The organism is uncultured Campylobacter sp., assembly GCF_937959485.1.
Classification (GTDB): Bacteria; Campylobacterota; Campylobacteria; order Campylobacterales; family Campylobacteraceae; genus Campylobacter_B.
In genome coordinates this window covers 84,819-105,295 of the sequence record NZ_CALGPY010000005.1, presented here as the reverse complement: position 1 = coordinate 105,295, position 20,477 = coordinate 84,819, and the positions used below count along the sequence as shown (strand labels likewise).

The 20,477-nt window shown below is 47.1% G+C and carries 19 protein-coding genes and 6 tRNA genes; 12 read left to right on the top strand and 13 right to left on the bottom strand.

Features of this window, described 5'->3' with window-relative positions; translation table 11 throughout:
* The first annotated feature begins 149 nt into the window (after positions 1–149).
* Together Q0380_RS02475 and Q0380_RS02470 are read left to right on the top strand one after the other, a co-directional pair.
* Positions 150–3,416, top strand: a complete 3,267-nt coding sequence (locus Q0380_RS02475; RefSeq protein WP_298959733.1) for a S8 family serine peptidase — start codon at positions 150–152, stop codon at positions 3,414–3,416.
* Positions 3,417–3,571: 155 nt separating this feature from the next.
* The gene (locus tag Q0380_RS02470; RefSeq protein WP_298959731.1) at positions 3,572–3,694 is read left to right on the top strand and encodes a hypothetical protein; all 123 of its coding nucleotides are present in this window, start codon (positions 3,572–3,574) and stop codon (positions 3,692–3,694) included.
* Between the two features lie 305 nt (positions 3,695–3,999).
* On the opposite strand, the gene Q0380_RS02465 is transcribed toward Q0380_RS02470, so the two are convergent.
* The 7 genes from Q0380_RS02465 to Q0380_RS02435 form a co-directional block, all read right to left on the bottom strand.
* Positions 4,000–4,074, bottom strand: a tRNA-Asn gene (locus Q0380_RS02465).
* Positions 4,075–4,088: 14 nt separating this feature from the next.
* Positions 4,089–4,173 (bottom strand) — tRNA-Leu (locus Q0380_RS02460).
* A gap of 49 nt (positions 4,174–4,222) precedes the next feature.
* Positions 4,223–4,299 (bottom strand) — tRNA-Arg (locus Q0380_RS02455).
* A 15-nt stretch (positions 4,300–4,314) separates the two neighbouring features.
* Positions 4,315–4,391 (bottom strand) — tRNA-Arg (locus Q0380_RS02450).
* Positions 4,392–4,397: 6 nt separating this feature from the next.
* Positions 4,398–4,474: transfer RNA gene (locus Q0380_RS02445), tRNA-His, on the bottom strand.
* A gap of 5 nt (positions 4,475–4,479) precedes the next feature.
* Positions 4,480–4,556 (bottom strand) — tRNA-Pro (locus tag Q0380_RS02440).
* Between the two features lie 74 nt (positions 4,557–4,630).
* Complete coding sequence (locus Q0380_RS02435; RefSeq protein WP_298959729.1) at positions 4,631–5,260, bottom strand: non-canonical purine NTP pyrophosphatase; 630 nt, start codon at positions 5,258–5,260, stop codon at positions 4,631–4,633.
* 105 nt (positions 5,261–5,365) lie between these two features.
* Here Q0380_RS02435 and Q0380_RS02430 point away from each other — a divergent pair, with 105 nt between their 5' ends.
* From Q0380_RS02430 to Q0380_RS02415, 4 genes are all read left to right on the top strand, one after another.
* Entirely contained in the window at positions 5,366–6,664 is a 1,299-nt protein-coding gene (locus Q0380_RS02430) for an MFS transporter (RefSeq protein WP_298959726.1), read from the top strand.
* Positions 6,661–7,872: a molybdopterin molybdotransferase MoeA gene (locus Q0380_RS02425; protein WP_298959724.1), complete on the top strand. Its 1,212-nt coding sequence runs from the start codon at positions 6,661–6,663 to the stop codon at positions 7,870–7,872. The genes Q0380_RS02430 and Q0380_RS02425 overlap by 4 nt, the downstream gene beginning before the upstream one ends.
* A 341-nt stretch (positions 7,873–8,213) precedes the next feature.
* On the top strand, positions 8,214–8,723 hold the full coding sequence (locus Q0380_RS02420) for a DNA-deoxyinosine glycosylase (protein WP_298959720.1): 510 nt from the start codon (positions 8,214–8,216) through the stop codon (positions 8,721–8,723).
* A 158-nt stretch (positions 8,724–8,881) separates the two neighbouring features.
* On the top strand, positions 8,882–10,087 hold the full coding sequence (locus tag Q0380_RS02415) for a toxin-antitoxin system YwqK family antitoxin (RefSeq protein WP_298959717.1): 1,206 nt from the start codon (positions 8,882–8,884) through the stop codon (positions 10,085–10,087).
* A 1,345-nt stretch (positions 10,088–11,432) separates the two neighbouring features.
* Here Q0380_RS02415 and Q0380_RS02410 read toward each other — a convergent pair.
* The 4 genes from Q0380_RS02410 to Q0380_RS02395 are packed head-to-tail and all read right to left on the bottom strand — an operon-like array spanning position 11,433 to position 15,078.
* The gene (locus Q0380_RS02410; RefSeq protein WP_298959714.1) at positions 11,433–12,164 is read right to left on the bottom strand and encodes a superoxide dismutase; all 732 of its coding nucleotides are present in this window, start codon (positions 12,162–12,164) and stop codon (positions 11,433–11,435) included.
* Positions 12,164–12,337, bottom strand: coding sequence for a hypothetical protein (locus tag Q0380_RS02405; RefSeq protein ID WP_005870938.1), 174 nt, complete (start codon positions 12,335–12,337; stop codon positions 12,164–12,166). Before Q0380_RS02405 ends, Q0380_RS02410 begins: the two co-directional genes overlap by 1 nt.
* Positions 12,330–14,444 (bottom strand): mechanosensitive ion channel family protein, encoded by a 2,115-nt coding sequence (locus tag Q0380_RS02400; protein WP_298959710.1) that lies wholly within the window; start codon positions 14,442–14,444, stop codon positions 12,330–12,332. The genes Q0380_RS02405 and Q0380_RS02400 overlap by 8 nt, the downstream gene beginning before the upstream one ends.
* The gene (locus Q0380_RS02395; RefSeq protein ID WP_298959707.1) at positions 14,410–15,078 is read right to left on the bottom strand and encodes a carbonic anhydrase; all 669 of its coding nucleotides are present in this window, start codon (positions 15,076–15,078) and stop codon (positions 14,410–14,412) included. The genes Q0380_RS02400 and Q0380_RS02395 overlap by 35 nt, the downstream gene beginning before the upstream one ends.
* Before the next feature lie 131 nt (positions 15,079–15,209).
* On the opposite strand from Q0380_RS02395, the gene Q0380_RS02390 reads away from it, so the two are divergent.
* The 6 genes from Q0380_RS02390 (at position 15,210) to Q0380_RS02365 (ending at position 18,883) form a co-directional block, all read left to right on the top strand.
* Positions 15,210–15,905 carry a Bax inhibitor-1/YccA family protein gene (locus tag Q0380_RS02390; protein ID WP_298959705.1) on the top strand — a complete coding sequence of 232 codons (696 nt, stop codon included), beginning with the start codon at positions 15,210–15,212 and terminating at the stop codon, positions 15,903–15,905.
* A 94-nt stretch (positions 15,906–15,999) separates the two neighbouring features.
* Complete coding sequence (secG, locus tag Q0380_RS02385; protein ID WP_298959702.1) at positions 16,000–16,521, top strand: preprotein translocase subunit SecG; 522 nt, start codon at positions 16,000–16,002, stop codon at positions 16,519–16,521.
* Positions 16,522–16,622: 101 nt separating this feature from the next.
* On the top strand, positions 16,623–17,180 hold the full coding sequence (frr, locus tag Q0380_RS02380; protein ID WP_297895901.1) for a ribosome recycling factor: 558 nt from the start codon (positions 16,623–16,625) through the stop codon (positions 17,178–17,180).
* 3 nt (positions 17,181–17,183) lie between these two features.
* A complete protein-coding gene (pyrE, locus tag Q0380_RS02375) occupies positions 17,184–17,795 on the top strand; it encodes an orotate phosphoribosyltransferase (protein WP_298959698.1) in 612 nt (203 codons plus the stop codon).
* A 102-nt stretch (positions 17,796–17,897) separates the two neighbouring features.
* Positions 17,898–18,323 (top strand): RDD family protein, encoded by a 426-nt coding sequence (locus tag Q0380_RS02370; protein WP_298959695.1) that lies wholly within the window; start codon positions 17,898–17,900, stop codon positions 18,321–18,323.
* Complete coding sequence (locus tag Q0380_RS02365) at positions 18,320–18,883, top strand: ribonuclease HII (protein WP_298959692.1); 564 nt, start codon at positions 18,320–18,322, stop codon at positions 18,881–18,883. Before Q0380_RS02370 ends, Q0380_RS02365 begins: the two co-directional genes overlap by 4 nt.
* A gap of 521 nt (positions 18,884–19,404) precedes the next feature.
* Here the strand turns inward: Q0380_RS02365 and Q0380_RS02360 are convergent.
* On the bottom strand, positions 19,405–20,157 hold the full coding sequence (locus Q0380_RS02360; protein WP_298959689.1) for a hypothetical protein: 753 nt from the start codon (positions 20,155–20,157) through the stop codon (positions 19,405–19,407).
* 109 nt (positions 20,158–20,266) lie between these two features.
* Positions 20,267–20,473 carry a hypothetical protein gene (locus tag Q0380_RS02355; protein WP_298959686.1) on the bottom strand — a complete coding sequence of 69 codons (207 nt, stop codon included), beginning with the start codon at positions 20,471–20,473 and terminating at the stop codon, positions 20,267–20,269.
* Positions 20,474–20,477: the final 4 nt, after the last annotated feature.

Here is a 20,477-nt window from a genome sequence, read left to right as displayed (position 1 = left end):
TCCTAGCACTTAATCGGAACCTGCAATATGGGTTTAAATATAAGTAAATTATTATAAAATCTTTAAAATATTTAATTAAATTTTCATTTAAAGGTTATTATAATTAAATAATTTTTTTATAAAAACCAAACCATAAAGAAAGGGATCGTATGAGAAAGCTAAATTTCAAAGGAGCCCATGTGCTGTCTGCAGCAGTTTGCGCCGTGCTATTTACAAATGTCTGTGAAGCACAGTATATAGAACCCGGCAAAGTAGGCGATATAAAAAGCTGGGAGACGGACGAGTATAAAGCGTACTGGGGTCTAAGCAGCATGAACGCATCGGTAGCCTACGCCAAAGGCGCCACCGGCAGAGATGTAAAACTGGGCGTAGTCGATTCGGGCATGCTTCTAAGTCATCAAGAATTCGCAGGAGGCAGGATTACGGGGACGACTGCGAAAGGCGAGTACTCCAAAGATGGCATGCGTTACCCAGACGCAGAATTCGGCAACGCACCCTTTAAACAAAAAGGCAGCGACGAAAAAGACAAGACGGACAAGGGCGAATTTAGAAAAGGACAAAAATTTGAAACTAACGGCGATTGGATAGCCGGCATAAACGACTCGCACGGTACTCACGTAGGAGGTACGATAGGGGCAAATCGCGACGGAAGCGGTACGCACGGAGTGGCATGGGAGTCGAGATTATACTCGGGAAATACAGGCGGAAACGACGGCATGACCTACGGTCCAAATCAAGACTACGGATACTTCTATGCCGTATATAACGAGCTTGCTAAATCGGGCGTAAGAGCGATAAATAATAGTTGGGGATCAAACAGAAGAGTAAATTCCTCCTATCTGGGCGCGGAAGGTTACAGCGGGATCCCCGGTACGGCGGCTAATCCTACTAAGCCTAATCATCATCTATACCTCAAAGATATAGATACCGCTAAAAAAGCTTATTATCAATTTGTAGTGGATGGCCAAAAAAGCTTCATAGACGCCGCATACGAAGTCGCTAAAAAATACAGAATAATCCAAGTCTTTACCGCGGGCAATAGAGACGGCATGGAGGAGTCCTACACAAGGGCGATGCTGCCGTATTTTCGCCCCGATGCGGAAAAGCTATGGCTAAACGTAACGGGGCAGACCGATAGCAATACTCAAAGATTTAACACCGCGGGACATTCGAAATGGTGGACCATAGCAGCACCCGGAGTAAAAGTAAAATCCTCCATCGTGGACGTCAAGACGGGCAAAGCAGGATACGCTTCTTGGGGCGGCACGTCGATGGCGGCGCCTCACGTAACGGGAGCTTTGGGCGTCATAATGTCTAGATATAGCTATATGACGAACGAGCAGGCAAGAGACGTCTTACTAACGACGGCGAGACAGACGAAATACTCGTTCAAAAAGGGCGATACTAGCAGGCTTTCAGGTTGGACGAGCGAGCTTGGAGTGCCCGATAAAAGATGGGGCTGGGGCATAGTAGATCTCGGCAAGGCGATGTTCGGACCGGGTCAGTTTCTAGGGAAATTTGACGTAAATATGGACGTAGATGACGTCTGGTCCAACGACATCTCGGACAAGGCGATAAAATTTAGAAAGACCGAGGACGATGCAGATGCGGCGGCTTGGGCGGTGCGCAAAGCACAGCTCGATGCTAAGGGCGGAAATTTGACCGCGGAAGAGAGAGCCGAATACAATGTAGAGCTAGCCAGAGAGCAAGCGCGAGCGCATAGAGCGGCGGAAGGCTATAAAGGAACGCTGATAAAAAGAGGCGGCGGTACGCTAACGCTTGCGGGCGATAACACCTACAGCGGCGATACGATCATAAAAGGCGGGCAGATCACGGCGCTAAATCAGTCTTTAAAAAATAGTAAAGTGACCGTAGAAAACGGCGGCGCTTTGAAGATCAAAAAGAGCCTAACCGTCCAAGAGGTCAAAACCGACGTATTCAATAAGCCGAAAGAATTCGTAAATAAAACCAGAACCGCCACCTCAGATACCGTCACGGCGACTATAAAGCAAGGCGGCAGATACGTCGTATCGCACGCGGGCATAGTCGGCATGTCTTCGGCAGGAGCTACGAATTTGAACCTCACGTTTGAAAAAAATTCCATCGTAGATCTAGAAAATCCTCTTTTCGAAGATGCGCAAAAGATATATAAAGACCCCGCAAAATCGAAGAAGTACTGGGTAGAGGGCAGCTTCAGAGGCTACGATCAGACGATCCTAAGAAAATACGCGTTTTTTGATTTAGTAAGAAATTTTAGCGATTCCAAGCTAGAGCTCACCTTCAAAAAGGGCAGCAAGGGCGTGGTGGATTTCGCAAAGGGCAAAAATCAAAAACTGATCGCCGCCGCGATAGAGGGCTCGAGCAATCAACCCGCCCTAATGAGCGTTTTTAGAAGCAGACCTGCGGTGCGAACGAGCGATCTGTATAGAAATTTCATCTTTGCTACGCCGCAGCAGGCCTCCGACACGCTAAAAACGTTCGCGAACGAGGCAAATTTCGCCGCACAAAATGCAGCTGTGATCGATAACGTACTGATCCGAAACGCCGTCTTAAACCGCAAAAGAAATTTTAATGCGTTAAGCATAGATGAGGAAATGGGGATCAACTTCTGGGCGAACACTGCGGGAAACGTCATGAAATTTAGCTCGGATGAGGGAAGCGGAAATTTCAAATCTACCTCCGTGACGCAGCTCGTCGGCCTAGACGGCGCGCTGAGTGAAAACTTAAGACTGGGAGCCGTAGTGGGCGTGGGAAAAACCAAGACCAAGGAAGACGGCAGCAAAGAGTTTGATCACACGAACAGACACGCGGGACTTTACGCGCAGGTGGGCTTAGAGACCGTTAAATTTGATCTAGGCGCCGTATATACGGACATAAAACGCAAAAAAACCGGCAGCTCCACGATAGTGCAACACACCGCTAATAATGGCGCTAAGAGCAACGAAAAGCTCATAAATATGTTTGCTAGCGCGACATACGGCGGCTTTAACGGCGAAAATTTTGAGATAAATCCGTATTTGGGCGTCTCTCGCATCTACGCTAGAACGGGCGGCATGAGCGAAAATGTGGGTCCGTTCGTGATGAGCACGGATAAAAAATCTAGAAACATGAATATCTTAACAGCGGGCATTAGTCCGAGCATGCCGTTTAAAATAGGCGGCATGAGTTCGTCCGCACAGCTCGATCTAGCCTACAATAGATTTTTCGGCGACACGAGACCGGGCGCGGGAGTGAATGTCGCAAACGCAGGATACGTGGATCTAGAGGGCAAAGAGCTTAGAGACTTCGTCACCGCGGGCGTGGGCGTAGGGACTATGATATTTAAAAACACGAGCCTTAGGCTATCGTACACCGGCGCGTTCGGAAACGACGTGAAATCAAATAGCCTAAACGCCAAGATCGAGGTTTCGTTTTAACCCGCTTCGCCCGGCTGCAAAGCGGCGGGCTAGAGTAAAATTTACTTTAGCCCGCGCGGCGCTTGAAATTTTAAAATTTAACCGCAGCAAAATACACATAAAATCGCTAAACTGCGATATTTGCGTAGCCAGAGAAAGGCGAAGAGCCTATTTTAATGCAATCTCGACATAAACTATTTCTGCAAGGCGAAGCGCCGAGCCCGTCAAGCGCTTTTGCGGACGGAGTGATCAAAAGCATAGACAAGATAAATTTAGCCGCATATCCTATCGCACAATGAGTTTTGAAATTTCACGGGGGCGAATTTCACTTTTAAAATGGCAATGTGAGCCAAAGCGGCAAAAATCGCAAAGATAAGGCGCCCGCCGAAACCTTAAAAGCAGGTCCCGTAAAACTAAATTTTATTCTTTGCGAGCACATGCACGACCGACGCAAATAACGACACTTTTTGCAACAATAAAATTCTAAATCTAGGCTTTTGTAGAGGAAAATTTTTAATTTTATTCGTATTAAAATTTAGGCTAGGAAAGCAATTTAACAGATGCTTTCAAACATCGTTGAATCTAAAGGGATTTTGAATACAAGTGGCTCCGGATGCTGGATTCGAACCAGCGACCAAGCGGTTAACAGCCGCCTACTCTACCGCTGAGCTAATCCGGAACGCGTAGAATGGATGGTGCGGATGAAAGGACTTGAACCTTCATGCCGTGAGGCGCCAGATCCTAAGTCTGGTGTGTCTGCCAATTTCACCACATCCGCAAAAAAGAAAGCGCATATTAGCTAAAAAGCTCTTAATATGAGCTTAATATGGTACGCCCAAGAGGATTCGAACCTCTGGCCTACGGCTTAGAAGGCCGTTGCTCTATCCAACTGAGCTATGAGCGCAAAATATCAAATCAGTGGTACGCTCGAAAGGAGTCGAACCTTCAACCTACAGATCCGAAGTCTGTTGCTCTATCCAATTGAGCTACGAGCGCACAAAGTGGGGTGAGTTGTGGGAATCGAACCCACGACCCTCAGGACCACAATCTGATGCTCTAACCTACTGAGCTAAACTCACCACAATGGTCGGAGCGAAAGGATTCGAACCTTCGACCCTCTGGTCCCAAACCAGATGCGCTACCAGCCTGCGCTACGCTCCGTAGATTTTCGTGGATTGAATGAAAAGCGTATTATATATATTTTTTCTTAAATTCCGCTTTTTGCGACTTTAAATTTAATGAAATTTAGCAAGTCTCATCTGTTTTTCTAAATTTTTCAACAAAATTCGCATCAGCGCTAGCCCCTTCGTGCGGTGCGAAATTTTAAATTTTACCGCAGCGGGCAGCTCCCCGATCGTGCGGTCAAATCCGCGCGGAATAAACATAAAATCGTATCCAAATCCGTTTTGCCCGCGCTGCTTCGTTATCGCCGTGCCGTGCATAAAGCCGTGCGTGCAAAACTCGCCCAGATCGCATTTTAGCGCAATCGCTGCCGTGTAATGCGCTAGCGATGAGTCTAAGCTTAAAGCTCTCAGCTTCCTTGCTAATTTCTCGCGATTACTCGCATCCGTTGCATCTGAGCCGCTAAAGCGCGCCGAAAATATCCCAGGAGCCCCGCCCAGCGCATCCACGCAGATACCGCTATCATCGCTTAACACAAAAAATTCGCTCTGCAAATTTTTACTTTTTAGCGCCTCGTGCACTGCGCGGGCTTTAATCAGCGCGTTTTGTTTGAAGCTCGTGCCGCACTCGTCGATCTCAAAAGGATCCAGCACCTCGCCGAGCGCACACACGTCGTATTCCGTGAAAAATTCTTTTATCTCTTTTACTTTATTTTTGTTACTCGTCGCAAGTAAAATTTTCATCCTCGCTCCTTAAATTTAAGCCGCCATTTTACCCAAAATCAAAGAATTCGTTACGATTTTTGGCTATAATCGGCACAAATTTCATATTATTTGAGGTCTAAGATTATGCTAAAAAGCGTCTTTCCGCTTAGTTTTATCATCGCTACGAGGTTTTTTGGATTATTTATTTTGCTGCCCGTGCTTAGCCTGTATGCGTTGAGCTTGCACGGCGCAAACGAAAGTCTAGTGGGGCTACTTTTTGGAATTTATGCGATTATGCAAGTGATTTTGCAAACGCCATTTGGAGTGCTAAGCGATAAGATCGGACGTAAAAAAACCCTTGCGATAGGACTGGCACTTTTTATCGTGGGCGCTTGCGTTTGCGCGGCGAGCGAGAGCATTTATACGATGATTTTTGGGCGTTTTTTGCAAGGCTGCGGTGCTGTAGGAGCCGTAGCTACCGCACTAATTAGCGATTTTACGCGAGAGGAGGAGCGTGGCAAGGCGATGGCTGTAATGGGCGCGATGATAGGCGTGAGCTTTGGCGTAGCAATGATTTTAAGTCCGCTTTTAAGCGCCAAATTTGGACTTGCCAGCCTATTTCATCTAAGTTCGGCGCTTACGCTTTTATGTTTGGTGCTGCTTTTTTTCGTAGTACCTACCGAACCGCATATCCGCTCCCTACGTCAAAAGGTCCCGCTCGGCTCCCTTTTGAGTGACAAAAATTTAATGCTTATGAATTTAACGAATTTTTTTCAAAAAGCTTTCATGACGGCAGCGTTTTTTCTAATTCCAATTTTGCTCGTGCAAAAATTCGGACTTTCCAAAAGTGATTTGACCAAAATTTATGCTCTAGGCGCGATATTTGGCTTTACTGCGATGGGTGCGAGCGGCGCTTTAGGCGAAAAGCGCGCGCTAGCTAAGCAAATTCTACTTATAGGCATCTGCTTTTTCATCGCTTCGTATTTGATTTTTGCGTTTGCTAGCGGGGCGAGCGCTTTCGTGGTGGGTGTGATGCTCTTTTTCGTGGGATTTAACGCGCATGAGCCCATTATGCAAAGCCTTGCGTCCAAATTTGCCAAAGTCGCTCAAAAAGGCGCCGCGCTTGGGATTTTTAATTCGTTCGGATTTTTTGGCAGTTTTTTGGGCGGGCTATGTGGCGGTGCACTTTTTGGCAAAATCGGCATCGAAGCGCTAGGCATTGGCGTCGCGGTTTTGGGTGTGATCTGGCTTGTGCTACTTTCTAGGCTGAGCGATCCAAAACTTTTTAAGAATTTATACTTTCCTAAAGGTGGCGATTTTTCCACACTACAGGGCGTAAAGGGCATTATTGAAATTTACGAGACCGATGGCGAACTCGTTGTGAAATTTAACTCGAAACTGATAAATGAAGATCAAATTTATAAAATCGTAGGAGGCAAATGATGGAATTTGAAAAATTTGAAAGCGCGATGGAGCGCTTCGCAAGCACGGTGCAAAAATCCTCACGCATCGAAAAAGTCGCGATCACGCAGGCGCTAGGGCGTATTTTGGCAGGCGACGTCGCGGCGCCTTTCAGTACTCCGCGTCGCCCGACCGCTGCGATGGACGGCTACGCGCTAAAGGGCGCGGATCTAAGCGAAGGAGCGAAATTTAAGATCGTCGGCACGACGCCTGCGGGCAAGATGCCTAGCGCCGCGGCAAAGGCGGGCGAGTGCGTCAAGACCTTCACCGGCGGGCTAATGTGCGAGGGCAGCGACACGCTTCTGCCTATCGAAAACGTGCAGGTGCAAGGCGGCGAAATCGTCGTCACAAAGCCCGTTCCCGCAGGCTTTGCCGTGCGCGCGGCGGGCGAGAGCTACCGCGAGGGCGAACTTTTGCTTCGTAGCGGCACGAAGCTCGGCTTTTCGCAGATCGCGCTGCTAGCGGAGTTGGGGCTATTTCACATAAGCGTATTCGTCCGCCCAAAAGTAGCAATTCTAGCCACCGGCAGCGAGATCAAGGATCTGGGCGAGAGGCTCGAAAACGACGCTCAAATTTACAGCTCCAACCACATCGCGCTTGCAAATTTAGTAACGCAGCTAGGCTGCGAAGCGATGATAATGCCTCTAGTACGCGATGACGAAAAAGAGCTAGAAGGCGCGATCTTATCGGCTTTACAGAGCGCCGACATACTTCTAACCAGCGGCGGAGTGAGCGTTGGAGACTACGACTTCGTGCAAAGCACGCTGCAATCAAAATTTGAGCTCATCGTAAAGGGTGCGGCGATCAAACCGGGCCGCCACGTGCGCGTAGCCAAAACCGGCGAAAAATATATCTTCGCGTTCCCCGGCTTTCCGCTCTCGGCGCTTATTACGTGCATTTTGTTTCTGCGCGTATATTTGCAAAAATCCTTCGGCGTGCGCGAAAATACGGAATTTAGCGCGATCTTGGATCACGACTACGTAAAAAAGACGCCGTGGCTGGAGTTTATGCCTGCGCTCTTGCAAAACAGAGAGGGGCGACTTTTTGTTAGCCTACAAAGCAAAAAGCAGGGTTCCAGCGCGATTTTGAACAATTTAGACGACGATAGCGTCCTGCTAGTCGCGCCGCTAGAGGTCAAAGAGCTCAAAAAAGGCGAGCTCGTGCGCGTGATCTCGGTACCTAAAATTTAGGGCGCAGCGGTTCGGAGACAGTTGCGAGGGCAGACGGAATTTAACTGCCGCGAGGGTTAAAATTTTGCCGCTGCGAGGCGTTAAATTTGGCTGCGAAGTTCGGCTTCGAGGTTTAAAAAGTTGAAATTTAGACCCAAATCGCACGCCACGGTAGGCTCATCATAATTTTTACTGCGCGGCGCTATACAGCGAGTGCGCTAAAATTTTTGCCGCCGCGCAACTTCAGCTTCAAGCTGCTTTGCGAGCGAAATTGCAAAATTTGCGGGAGATCAAGCAAAAATGAAAGATAAATTTTATGGCGCTCCGACGGGCGTTTTCGGCGAATACAAAGCGGGGATAAAATGAGCCAAACTCACCCTTTTAAGCCGATTTTCGATGAGAATTCTAAAATTTTAATCCTAGGCTCCTTCCCCTCCGCCCCCTCTCGCAAGCTGGGCTTTTACTACGCAAATCCGCGAAATCGCTTCTGGCGCGTGCTGGCGCAAATTTTAAACGCGCCGCCTACGAACACGGATGAGAAGATAAAATTCCTACTCGCCCGCCACATCGCCATCTACGACGCTGCGATCTGCTGCGAGATAAAGGGTTCAAGCGACGCCAAAATGACCGCCGTCGTACCTGCGAATTTAGAGCCGATCTTTAGCGGCGCGCGCATCGTGCAGGTATTCGCAAACGGCGGCAAGGCGCACGAAATCTGCGAAAAATATCTAAAAACTCAAATTTTAAACGCAACCGGCAAAGAGCCCGTCAAGCTACCGTACACGAGCCCAGCGAATGCAAATTTTAGCTTTGAAAGGCTCGTGCGCGAGTGGACGATCGTAGCGGATGTGTTAAAACATGCCGAAATTTAGCGCTCAGCTCCGTTAAACAGCGCGCGATAAGCTTACGTGCACGGCGCGCGTCCAGCGCCCAAAACCAAATCCACAGTCCAAACTCCGCGAGGATTTATCTAAAATTTAGCTTCAAATTTTAAAATTCTTCAAATTTAACCAAGCCAAGGAAGCAAAATATGAAAACCCGCAAAGCCGCGAAAAATTCGCTCAATTTGGGCTTAAATTTAATACGAAATTTCACTTTTTCAAGCGCATTAAAACTACTACTTCCGTTTTTAGCGCTAGGCGCGCAAGCTCTGGAGCCAAAAATCGTAATGAAGCCCGAGCCGAGCTTAAAAAACGGTATGTATTTCGTAGCGGACAAGCCCTATAACGGGACGCTCAAGGTGCTGCATTACAGCGCCGAGGATCTCTACGACGTAAATTTTATGGGCGTCGTCTATCCCAGGCTAAAGCCGCTGCCACCAACGCTAATCCGCGAGATCGACGTAAAGAACGGCACTGCGGTGCTTCAGCGCGATTACTTTGACGGCAGAGATAAGCCCTCAAACGAATATCCGCTAAAAAACGGCCTGTACGACGGCGTCGCGAAGAGCTACTACGCGGACGGCGGCGAGCTGAGATCGCAGAGCGAATACAAAGCCGGCAAGCGCGAGGGCTTTTACAAGCTGTATTATCAGGGAAGCGGCAAGCTAAAGCAGCAGGGCGCGTATAAAGCGGATAGGCGCGAGGGCGTTTTCACCGACTACTACGAAAGCGGCGAAGTAAGCGCGCGCCATCCGTATAAGGGCGGGCTGCGAAACGGCAAGGACGTGGATTATTACAAAAGCGGCAAAGTGCGCGGGGAGCGGAGCTACAAATGGGGCAAGCGCCAAGGTATGGAAAAATGGTACTACGAAAGCGGCGCGCTAAAGCAGACGGGCGCATACAAGGATGACCGCAAACAGGGCGTTTGGAAGTTGTTTTACGAGGACGGCAAGACGCGCGTAGTCGAAAATTTCAAAGACGGCGAGCGCGACGGCGCCGTGCACGAATACTACGGGGGCGGCGCACTGCAGGGCGAATACGAGTTTGAGCGCGGCAGGCAAACGGGCACAAGTAAGCAATACTACGCGAGCGGCGCACTTGCGGCGAAGGTGATGTTCAGAGACGGGCGCAAACACGGGCTTTATGAAACATACCACGAAAACGGCGCGCTCAAGGCTAGAGTTACGTTCAAGGATGGCCTGGAGACGGGCACGGCGAGGCACTACTATGCAGACGGCAAGCTAGAAGCCGAGGGCGAGTTTGAGCGCGGTAGGCTCGTGCGCGCCAAAAAATACGACGAAAGCGGCAAGCTAATCAGCGACAAATCCGATAAAAACGGGCTGGCAAGAGAGTAAGGCGGGCTAAATTTTAAAATTTTAAGCGGATTTGGAGCTTTGAGTGGGCTTAGAATTTTGAGTAGACGCAGCTTCGCGTTTTCAGTACTTACGGCTTCATGCTTTAAGCGAGCGAAATTTTTCATTTTGATTGAGCGTGGCTTTACGTCTTAAATAAATTTAGCTTTACCTTTCGAGCTAGCGCGGTTTTAAATTTTATTGAGTATGTCTTTGAATTTTAAGCAAGCGAGCCTTGCGCTTTTGGTTTTCGACACATATACCGCGCCGTCAAGTGTCGTCTTTAAATGATGTGGCTTTGTATTTGTAGAGCGACGTGCTGCGTTTAAACGAGTAAAATTCTACGCCTGGCGGCTTTATACGGCGCGCAAATACGGCTCGGCACTTTAATTAACGAGGTTTCGTGCAGCGCAGCTCGTCGCGCGATTTGAGCTGATGCGATTAAAATTCCGTGCCATATTTTGGCGCACGTAGTGTGCGGGTGCGTCCGGCGTGGCATAACTTGGCTTTCGATGCGGCTCTTTTTTTCGGCATGACGAGCTAACTTTGGCGCGACACAAATTTTAAAATTTAAAGTAGAATTTCAAGCTGAAACGGCGCTAAAATTTTAACCGCTGAAAGGATAAATTCGACGATCGATTTTCGCTAAATTTAGCCCGCGGTTCGCAAGCCGTGCTATTCGGGCGTAAATTTCAAACCCGCCGCGCCCCGCCTTTGACGCGGCAAATTTAATCTAGCTGATATTTTAAAATTTGCCGACCGCCTTACTAAACAAAATTTTACGAGTGCGGCGTGGGCGAGCAAGGCAGGGGGCAGAGAGAGTCGCCCCCTCCGTATAATTGCGAAGGCAAAGAATGGGCTGCTTATCTCGGTATGAAATTTAATGGGCTTATTTGCAACTTTAAAATTTTGCAAGATGCTCGCTCGTAGCGTTAAATTTCAATACGCGGGCAGTGGAAATTTTAAGAAAGCAGAGCTAGATAAAGCGAAATTTCACATAAGGTCTGTGTAACGCGGTATTTGCGCACAAGATATAAGCGCTGAAAAGGAGAAGCATTTGGAATTTGGCGCGTAACGAGCGGTGAACTATAGTCAAACAAACTTCAAATTAAAAATCTTAAATTTTAATCCGCAGACGCCAAATGAGCTCAAGATCAAAATCCACGTAAATTTTATACGGCTAGATAGCAAGCCTAAGGTCTTGCGACGCCACGGGCTGCGCGGTGCAGTATTCGCGAGGTAAAATATATAGACGCCAAGAAGCGGAAGGCGCTTGAAATTTAGCGCGCGGCGGGCATAGAGAACCGAAAATCCGCAGCGCTAAAGTTTACTCGGCAAAAGTCCGAATTTATCCGCAGCAGCCGCAATCGCAGCGCGAGGAGGCAGCGGGGTGAAGCTCGCTGATGTAGAGCTTTATGGAGTCAAGTCCTTGCTTTTTCGCCTGGAAGTAGGCGTCGCTTGCAAAGCCAAAGTCCGCAAAGCGTAAGAAATTCTCCACGTAGGATTTGCGCGCATTTTGATAATCTATGTAGTAGGCGTGCTCCCAAAGATCGCAGGCTAAAAGCGGAATTTTGCCGCGTGCGATCGGCGTGTCCGCGTTTTGTGTCGTCGCAATCTGTAGGTTCGCGCTGCGCTCGTCGCACACGAGCCAGCACCAGCCGCTACCGAAAAGCCCCAGCGCGCGCTTTAAAAACTCGCTTTTAAAATTTTCCATCTCGCCGAAAGTCTGAGCTAAAGCATCCGCTAGCTCGCCGCTAGGCTCGCTTGGCTGCGCGATACAATCGAAGTAAAAATCGTGGTTGTAAATTTCAGAGGCATTGTTAAAAATACGGCTAAAACCTAGGCAAATTTGATAAAGCTTTGAAATTTGCGAAAACTCGCACTTCTCGCCGTGCGCCTCCCTGAAAGACTGCGTGATGATCGTAAAAAGATCCGCATTTTGTATCGGCGTGTCCGCTATGTCTCGATTTAGGGTGGAGATGTAGTCCTCGCAAAGCCCGCCGTGATGGAATTTTAAGCTTTGTAAGCTCACGATTTTATTCGCGCGCGGATCGAAAGGCAGCGCCCTGGATCTAAACACTAATAATCCTCGCTGTCCAAATCGCTATAATCGTTGAAACCGTCGTCGTCTTCGTAGCTATAATCGTCCTCGTCGTAGTTGTAGTTGTAACTCTCGTCGCCTCCGATTAAATCATCGTCCTCGTATTCGTCCTCATCGAACTCTTCGTCTTCGAAGTCATCGAAATCAGCCATTTTGCTCTCCTTTGTCGTTGGAATTTACTTTTGATTTTACGCATTCACTTGCTATTTCCGGTATATTTTCGATATAAACGCTCTGTGATGGGAAGGCAAACGATAGTCCGTTTTGCTCCACGATCTCCATTATTTTAAATAAAACATCCTCTTTAGTTTGGATGAAATTTGCCCATATTACGGTTTTTGTGAAGCAGTAAACTAAAATATTAATGGACGAATCGCCAAAGCTATCTAACGCCACGAACATGGTGCTTTTATAGCCCGCTAAATCGTCGATAGAGACCATATTTTGTCTATAGCGCATACGAAAATCTTTAGAATTTAATGCCGTATCGGCAGACTGAGCGATGCCCGGGTGAGATTTTAGCATCTCTTTGATATCGTTTACGCACTTTCGAAGTTGAGCCGTGCTCGCACCGTATTCGACGCCTACGGTAAGCTTTAAATTCCGTCCTACCTTCCTGCGACTCCAGTTTTTGATATTTTGCGCCATTATGTTGGAATTCGGCACAAAAACAAGAGCGTTGTCAAAGGTTCTGATCGTCGTCTTTCTAAAGCCCGTTTCTACGACGTTTCCTTCTATGTCTCCTAATACGACCCAATCTCCTTGCGAGAACGAGTTATCGAATAATAGCATCACGGATGAGAAGAAATTTGCGATGATGTCCTTGGTCGCAAACGCGATCGCAAGTCCGCCGATTCCAAGCGATGCCATAAGCGCCGAGATGTCAAAGCCCAGACGCTTTAGCACCAAAAGTGCGGCGATGATGATTACGATGACATATAGAATTTTAACGACTAGATTTATGATGTCTTTTCTGACGCCTTTTTTCGTGATGTTTCCAAGCACGACAATGCCGTAACCATCGATGATTTCGATGATGAGCCATGCCCAAAGTACCACGTAAACGATCGAGAATAAATTTGCAAATTTTATCGGCACGGGCGCTGGATAATAAAAGATACTAAGACAGATATCAACTGAATAAGCGATCAGCAAAATACCCATCGGACGCTTTATGATGCCTACTACTTGCGTTTTTAGAGTTTCGCTATCTAGTGAAAAGCTTTTATTAAAGAATTTAAATACGAAATAGATGATGTTGGCAAGCAGCCTGCGAAGCGAGTAGAAAAATAGCGTAATTAGCGTGATTAGAATGAGCTTGCCGAAATTTACGTGGCTGAGCTTAAACGGAATTTTATCGTTGATATAATCAATCACCGATTTAAAATTTAAGCTCGTAAAAACCACGCTGCTTGCAAGCAGATCGCTATTTCGCGACAGATACGTAAGCACCTCGTCGTAGGTCTGTTTGTCGTTTTTCAAATCGTTGATTTTAGACTCTAAGGCGTCTATCTGCTCTTGACTGCTTAGATTATTTTTCAAATCATTAAGTTTGCTAAAATCCCTAGTTTGGATATTTAGTAGCGTGCTACTCAGCTCGCTTTCAAGCGCGCTTCTGCTTGCGCCGTTTACAAACATATCCTCAATTTTCATAAGTGAGGTATAAAAGATCTCCGCCATTTCCATTTTTTCCCAATCCGCGCTTGCATTTACGTATTCGGGAGAGCTCTGCTTTTTGGCGTATTTTTTTAGCGTAGTTTGGATGTTCTTTTTATTTTGCGCATACGACATTATGCTTTCGATATCCATATCCTGCTGCGTAATCGCGAAAGGTAAGCGATCAAAGAGCTTAGCTTTATTGCGATCGATGGCGTCCAGCTCGTTTTTGCTCGCGTTGGCGTCGCCGCCGTTAAGCAGGGAGCTACGCTGCAAATTTAGCTTTTTAATCTCTTTGATTACAGAGATAAGCGTCTCTCCGTTAGGAGCTTTTTTCTGCGAAGTCTCCGTTTTGGCGACCTTTTCTGCGATCATATTTATTACTTCAGTTTTATTTCCATCCTCCGCACCGAGGGATTTGGATAGAATTTTAGCGACTTCCTTTTTGATCTCGGTTTTGTTGTTTTCTAAAGTAAGATTTGCCTCGGGCGCGGAAGAATTTGTCTCTACAAAGCTTCCCTCGCCGGTCGTGTTGAGGTCTGCAAACGCTAAAGCGGCGCTAAAAAGACTAATCGTTAAAAAGCTGATTATAGATTTTTTCATAATCCATTCCCTTATTTAATAGCGTAAAATGCGCGCCTTCGTCGTCGTAGTTGAATAGCTCGCCCGTTTCGATGACGTAGTGCCAGCCGTAAATTTTAATCTCGCCGTTTTTGTAGGCGTCTTTAATGCCAGGAAAGCTAAGTAAATTTTGCATGGAATTTATAATATTTAATCTCTCGGTGATCCACTCGCGCTTGTCGGCGCTGATATCTTTGAGCTTTGCGACCTCGTCTTTTACAGGCTGCATTAAATTTAGCCAACGCCTTACGTTTGGAATTTTTTCGAGCTTTTTTGCGTCATAAAACAGCGCCGCGCAGCCACCGCAATTGCTGTGCCCGCAAACGATGATATTTTTGATTTTTAGCGAATATAACGCGTATTCAATCGCTGAGGTAGTCGCTAAAAATTCCTCGCTAATTCGGTATGGAGGAACGACGTTTGCGATATTTCGCACGACGAAAAGCTCTCCTGGAAGCGTCGAAGTAATTAGGCTCGGCACCACGCGCGAGTCGGAGCAGCCGATAAAAAGCGTGTGGGGCTTTTGATGATTTGCCAAACTTCCGAAAAGCTCGGCATGCTCGGCAAAATTTTCTTCCATAAATTTAATAGCTCCATTTATTAACTGGCTGGGCATACTTTCTCCTTAAAAAAGTCGGGAATTATATATTACTTTCATAAATAGATAGAATTCTGCGAATTTTTAATTATATATTTACCAAATTTTCGCTAAACTCCCCGCTCATAAATCATAAGAAGGAGAAAAATATGAGTCTATACGACAGACGAAATTATGCGGACGGCTATGAGCTATCGGACGCACCACTGGAACAAGGACGAATCTCTCAGACCATTAAACAAACCTACGCGCTTCTAACCGCTTCGATGATAGCTGCGGCAGCAGGAGCTTTTGTGGCGATGAGCTTTGGTGTGAGCTTGGCTATTCATCCATTTTTATATCTAGTGCTTTTAATGGGGCTGATCTTCGGTATGCAAGCAGCTGTAAATCGCGGTGCTAATACGATTGCGCTAGTTTTGCTTTTTGCATTTACCTTTATTACCGGTCTTACTCTAGGTAAATTGATCGCTATTTATATCGCAGCGGGTGCCGGAGACGTGGTAACGCATGCGTTTGTGGCTACAGCGATTACTTTCGGTGCTCTTACCGTTTATGCGATGAATACAAAGACAAATTTTGACCCTTGGGGCAAACCGCTATTGGTATCGCTTGTGGCTATTATCGTGCTAAGCCTTTTGAACTACTTCTTTTTCAAAAGCACAGTGCTTGATATAGCAATTTCAGCTTTTTCGGCTTTAATCTTTTCGATGTATATCATCTACGATACTAAAAATATTATAAACGGCACCTACACTTCACCGATAATGGCTGCCGTAGATATGTATCTAAACATCTACAACCTCTTCCTTTCGCTGCTAAGAATTTTCGGCGCAAGCAGAGACTAAATTTTACGCACCGCTTCGTGCGGTGCACTCTTAACTTAAAATTTATAAATCTTTTATTATAATCGCAAATTCAATTTTTTCAAAAGGTTTTATAGTGACTACGTTATTTTTGGTTTTACAAGTCGTCTTCGCCGTGATAATTACGATCTCCGTTCTGTTGCAAAAGAGCTCTTCTATCGGGCTTGGCGCATACAGCGGAAGCAACGAAAGCTTATTCGGAGCGAAGGGGCCTGCGGGGTTTTTGGCTAAATTTACCGCTGCAATGGGAATTTTATTCGTGATAAATACACTTGTGCTCGCATATTTCTATCAGCAAGATGCTAAATCTTCCGTAGTAGATCGCGTAAAGATCGAAGCAAATGCTACTAAATCCGTGCCAAACGCTGTCCCTGGCGTGCCATCCATACCAGCTTCAGGCGCAAAGCCTAATTTCGCTCCGACAAGCACCGAAGCAAATCCTGTAAATAGCAGCGAGGTAAATTCAACAGCTCCGAAGATCGAAGCACCCGCAGCTCCTGCGACCGATACTACCGCAGCTAGCGCGCCTGCTCGGTCGCAAGCATCAAGCGATACCAATGCGAGCGCCGCTTCCGCAGATCAAAACACAACCAAATAAACTCTAAATTTTAAAATTTAAAAGCGCAAAATCCGCGCTTTTAAATGCTATTCTTATTTTTTTAACGCTATAATTTCGCAAATTTTATTTAAAGGATTTGAATGCTAGAAGCTATCTACAAAGAGCAAAGAGCAAACGGCGATCGAGCTATCGAGGCTTTGAAAAAGGACTTTACGACGCTACGCACCGGTAAAGTGAGCGTGGCGATCCTAGATCATATTTTCGTGGATTATTACGGCTCGCAGACTCCGCTAAATCAAGTCGCGACCGTCCTTTCGACCGATGCGGTAACGATTTCGATCACGCCGTGGGAGAAACCGATGCTAAAGGCGATCGAAAGCGCGATCGCAGCGGCGAATATCGGCGTTAACCCTACTAACGACGGCGAGAGCGTGAAGTTATTTTTCCCGCCGATGACGGTCGAGCAACGTCAAGAAAATGCAAAAAAGGCCAAAGCGATGGGCGAGAAGGCCAAAATCGGCATTCGCAATGTCCGCAAAGACGCTAACGACGAGATCAAAAAGCTCGAAAAGGACAAAGCGATCTCCGAAGACGACGCTAAAAAAGGCTATGACGAGGTGCAAAAGATCACCGACTCTTACTCAAGCAAGATCGACGACGCAGTCAAGGCCAAAGAAGCCGAGCTTTTGAAGGTTTGAGCTGTGAATATAGAAAAAATCTATCGCGACTGCGGCGCATATCTACGAGGGCATTTTCTGCTTTCAAGCGGCAACCACTCAGAATTCTATCTGCAAAGCGCCAAAGTGCTTGAAGATCCGCAGCTCGCGGGACAGCTCGCAGACGAGCTCGCCGCTATCATCGAAAAAGCGGGCGTGGAGTTTGATAGCGTCTGCTCGCCCGCGCTGGGCGGAATTTTAGCGGGCTACGAGCTAGCTCGCGCGGCAAAAAAACGCTTCATCTTTACTGAGCGCGTAGATCGCGTGATGAGCCTGCGCCGTGGCTTTGAAGTGCATAAGGGCGAGAGATTTATCGTCTGCGAAGACATCGTCACGACGGGTGGCTCGGCGCTTGAGAGTGCGAGGCTCATCGAAAACCTCGGCGGCGAGGTCGTGGGCTTTGCTGCGCTTGCCAATCGCGGATTTTGCAAGGTCGCAAATTTAGCGGACAGCAGTGCAAAGGCTGGCGCCAAGCTGCCTGCGGATAAGCCGTTTTTTGCGCTAGGCAATTTCGAGTTTGAAATTTACGAGCCCGCGACCTGCCCGCTTTGTACTGCCGGTAGCAAGGCGATCAAGCCCGGCAGTCGCGGAAACTAGCGCCGATTTGCTGCTAACAAACCGCAACGAGATTAAATTTTATCCTCTCGGCTCTAAATTTATCGCGCCGAAATTTTAAAATTTAATCTAAAACGGATCAAAATGGCAAAACAAAAAGCTAAAATTTCACCGATTTTTCTGCGCGTAAAGGCCTTCATCGTCGATCTTTTCATCATCGCGATGCCCCTATTCTACGGCGTTACCTATCTCGTCTTGGGCTCGAAAGAGGCTCTGTGGCGCAACCAGACCGCAATCGCACTTATCTGGCTTGCTTACGGCGCTATTTGCGCGGCATTTTACGCCCGCAGCGCCCAGACGCCCGGCTACAAGCTCGCGGGGCTTTACCTCATCGACGTTCGCAGCGGACGCAAAGTAAGTTTTTTTAGGGCGCTGGTTCGCTTTGGATGCTTCGTGTTTGCAGGCTTTAGCGTCATCGGGCTTTTGATCTGCTTTTTTCGCAAAGATAGATTAAATTTACACGACCTGCTAAGCGGCGCTACACCAGTCGTGCGAAAGGATGCGCAGTGAGCGGGCAAATTTGCGGTATAGATGAGGCGGGGCGGGGCTGTCTTGCGGGACCGCTTTGCGTCGCAGGATGCGTGCTGCAGCGCGAGATCGCAGGACTTACCGATAGCAAAAAGCTAAGCGAAAAGCGTCGCGAGGAGCTCTACGCCGTAATCACCAAAAACTCGCGCTACAAAATCGTCGAAATTTCAAGCGCGCAGGTCGATGAGATTGGACTCAGCGCATGTCTAAGATCGGCGCTTGAGCAGATTCTCGCGTATTTTATGGGTTTTAGCGGACAGATCATCTACGACGGTAACGCAACCTTCGGCGTACGCGGGCTTCAGACGCTCGTAAAGGCCGACGCGCAAATCGCCGAAGTAAGCGCGGCGAGCATCCTCGCCAAGGTCACGCGCGACCGCACGATGTATGAGCTCGCGCAGCGCTACCCGCAATACGGCTTCGCGCAAAACAAAGGCTACGGCTCGCGTACGCACATCGCGGCGATCGAGCGGTACGGGCTCACGCCTTTTCACCGCGCAAGCTACAAGATCAAATCGCTGCAACCCTCGCTGTTTGATTAACGCGACAGCAAGCTTGCTCGATCAGCGAGACAAAGTCTGCCGTTCGGTTGATACTCCGTTGGCAAACGGCGCCGAAACTCATACCCAAAGGCACAAACTTCCAATTTTGGTTAATACAGCGAGTCGCTAGTTTCGGCGGGCGGAATCCGCTTTTTGGCTAGCTCGTCAGAATTTTAATCTAAACGCGCGCCTCGCAAGAGCCCGTATGAAGCTGTGGCGGTAGGGACGTGGGCGGAGGTTAGCCTCATATCTCGCAAAAGCTCGTGTAAAGCCAAATTTTATCTAAAACCGCAAGCTCGGCTCGCTCGCTTATCCGCGCCCGAATAAATTTTAAAATTCCGCGCAGCGTAAATTCAGTCCGCGCGCCGCAATAAAGCTAAAATTTAAATTTAGCCTTGACGACGAGAAGGCATTGCGTTTTAAATTTAAAACCGCGGGTAAAATTTTGAATGAAATTTTGATATAAAAAAGCGGCTAAATTTTAAAATTTCATCAAATTTAGCCGCGAGTAAAAAGTGTTTTTATCTTTCGTAGAAGCCCGTAAGAATCTTTTTTGAGCTTATTCTATTATTAGAATCTTCTTTGCCGTCTTGGGTAAATTTAAATTTATCGGACAAACTCACGCTCTTGTCGGCATTTACCACAAAATTTAGTTCAATCGTGGAGGATGATAGCTTTGCCGCTTTTCCTAGCTGCGCTTTTTCTTGTTCAGGCGTTAGTTGCGACAAATAAGCGGCTTCTTTCAAAAACATCATAATCTCACCAATAGAATTTGTTTCGTTAATCCTCGAATCGCCGGGCTTTAGTATTTCATCTTTTAGCTTATCATCACAATCAACTAGCATTTTTTGATCGTCATAATCTATTTTCCCTTTAGTCTTGATCGTTTCTTGAAATTTCGCATCGTTTATTTTGCAATGCTCGTTCGCTATCTTAAGCAGATTTTGCTTGTCATAAGTCTTTCCTCCATAAAAGATCATAGCGCTATCTAAAATACGGCTCAACATATCTTGCTCGCGCTTTTTATTTGATTCTATAATATTTGCCAGTACTTTCTCCATATCCAAGTCGCAAACCATTTTGACCGTCTTTAATCCGCCGTTCTCCTCTTTGCTCCACGTGATATTTTTACACATTTTCGAGCCCTCGATCGCCGTGCCGATACTCATAGATTTAAAATCGGGCAAAGTGTAGTTTTTCACGAGCTCTACTTCGTCTGCGCCGCATCCTGTTAAAATCAACGTCGCAAGCGCGACACCTAGTGCATATTTCATCTTCGCTCCTTTGAGATAAATTCTGAAAATAATGCTACCCCCCCCCTGCTTAAAAACGTATAAATTTAGAGCCTAAATTTTAAAATTTCGCCACCAAAATTCCGTTCTCTCAATCCAAGAAATTCTGCGCGCCGCAATTTTGCCGCGCATGCGGCGCTTTGCGTCTTTTAGCGAAATGGTCTTGCGGTAAAATTCCAAGATAAACCGTCCGCATCGCATCGCCGAAATTCCACGCGCTGTTTCGCGCGCAAAGGTCGCAAAATTTAGAAATTTTAACCAAACTTTCGCTATCATCACGGCTTAAATTTTCACCCAAAGGA